Origin of the sequence: Phytoactinopolyspora endophytica (assembly GCF_004138495.1) — a bacterium.
GTDB lineage: Bacteria > Actinomycetota > Actinomycetes > Jiangellales > Jiangellaceae > Phytoactinopolyspora > Phytoactinopolyspora endophytica.
Map to the genome: position 1 here is coordinate 407,954 of NZ_ML142851.1, position 2,119 is coordinate 410,072.

General features: G+C 70.0%; 2 protein-coding genes. Both read left to right on the top strand.

What is annotated here, in order from left to right:
- On the top strand, positions 1–1,351 hold a 1,351-nt coding region (locus ELR45_RS07710), incomplete at its 5' end, for an amidohydrolase family protein (RefSeq protein WP_129665090.1).
- A partial coding sequence (locus tag ELR45_RS07715) for an ABC transporter ATP-binding protein (protein WP_165367574.1) occupies positions 1,341–2,119 on the top strand: 779 nt, incomplete at its 3' end. The genes ELR45_RS07710 and ELR45_RS07715, both read left to right, overlap by 11 nt.

Here is a 2,119-nt window from a genome sequence, read left to right on the forward strand (position 1 = left end):
CGCGGGTCTCGCGGTCCACATGCTGCGCGGAGTGCGCATGCCGGATGGGACCGTCGTCGACCTGCACCTCGACGGTGACCGGATCGCCGCGGTGACTCCGACGTCGCCACGGCATGCGGCCGGTCATCGAGACACGGACGCCATATCCAGCAGTGACGGCATTGCCCCACGCGGCTCCGACATCGATGCCCGCGGTTGGCGGGTGCTGCCGGCGGCGACCGAGCCGCACGCACATCTGGACAAGGCGCTCAGCGCGCCGCGCGTCGACCTGCGTCAGAACGACCTGGAGAGCGCGATCTCTCAATGGCGCGAGCTGTACGCCACGATCGACGGCGCGGACATCTACGAGCGGGCGCTCGCCGCGGTGCGGCAGTACGTGTCACGCGGGATCACCACCATCCGCACTCACGTCGACGTGCCGGTCGCCGGAGACTCGATGCGCGGCGTCGACGCGTTGCTCCGGCTGCGCGACCAGCTCCATGGCCGGGTCACGCTCCAGGTGGTCGCCCTGGTGTCGTCGGACACGCCGACACCCGTCATCGAGCAGGCGATCGAGCGCGGCGTCGACGTGCTCGGCGGATGCCCGCACCTGGCACCGGACTCGCATCGGGAGACCACGCGGCTGCTGGACCTGGCCGAGCGGCACGGGATACACATCGATCTGCACACCGATGAGCAGGTGGCTCTCGCGGCAACGGATCCGGGCCTGGACCTGGTCGACCTGGCCGAGCAGGTGCTGGCGCGCGGTTTCGCGCGTCGGGTGGTCGCGAGTCATTGCGTCCGCCTGGGGTCCCTGCCACCCGAGCGGCTCGCGCCGGTGCTCGAGCTGGCGCGCCGGGCTGGAATCGGCATCGTCACCTTGCCCATCACCAATCTGTACCTGCAGGGCCGCGACGCCACGCACCTCGCCCCGCGCGGCCTGCCTGCCCTGCGCGCGATCCTGGACGCGGGCATCCCGTTGGCCGCAGGCGGCGACAATCTGCGCGACCCGTTCAACCCGATGGGCCGAGCCGACCCGTTCGAGACGACGTCACTGCTGGTCACAGCCGGTCACCTGACGTCGGCCGAGGCGCTCGCCGCGGTGACGGCGGGCGCCCGCGACGTTCTCGGCCTGCCGCGCGTGGGCACTGAAGCCGGGTGCGTAGCCGACCTCATCCTGGTCCCCGACACCGACCTGGGAGACGTCCTGGCCGGACGGGTCGACGCGCGCATCGTCGTCCATGCCGGTCGGATCGTCTCCGACACACGGGTGGCCCGGTCCATGGACCTGTCCACTATCGACATATCCGGTCCCGCCGCCGCGGCCGTGCCTGAGCTCATGGAGTCCGGAGGTGAACGTCATGTCCGTTGACGCTGCGACGCTGGAAGCGCCCTCGGCCGGCATTCTCGACACTCGACCGAGCACCCTGGTGATGCAGGGTGTCTCCAAGACCTTCTCTACCGGCACCGTCGCGCTGACGGGCGTGAGCCTCGACGTCGCGGCCGGTGACCTGGTGTCCGTCGTCGGGCCGTCCGGATGCGGCAAGTCGACGCTGCTGAGGCTCGCCTCCGGCCTGGACGCGGTCACCGACGGCGCGATCGAGGTCAACGCCGCGTCCACCAGCTTCGTTTTCCAGGAGCCGACGCTGCTGGAGTGGCGGTCGGCGCAGAAGAACGTCGAGCTGATCGACGAGCTGCGCGGAGTGTCCAAGACGGAGCGGAGACGACGCGCCAAGGAGGTGCTGGACCTGGTCGGGCTGACCGGGTTCGAGAAGCAGTTCCCGCGGCAGCTCTCCGGAGGGATGCGGATGCGGGTGTCGCTCGCCCGATCGCTGGTGGCCGAGCCCGAGCTTGCGCTGTTCGACGAGCCGTTCGGCGCGCTGGACGAGATCACCCGGTTGCGGATGCAGACCGAGCTGCAACGCATCTTCCGGTTGAAGAAGTTCGCGGGACTGTTCATCACGCACTCGGTCTCGGAAGCGGTATATCTCAGCAACCGGGTCCTGGTGATGTCCGGGCGGCCGGGCCGGATCGTCGCGGACATCCCGATCTCCTGGGAGTATCCGCGGCCGCCTGAGCTGCGATACGAGCCCGAGTTCGCCGCGCTCACCGGCCGGGTGTCCGCCGCGCTGGAAGGCGA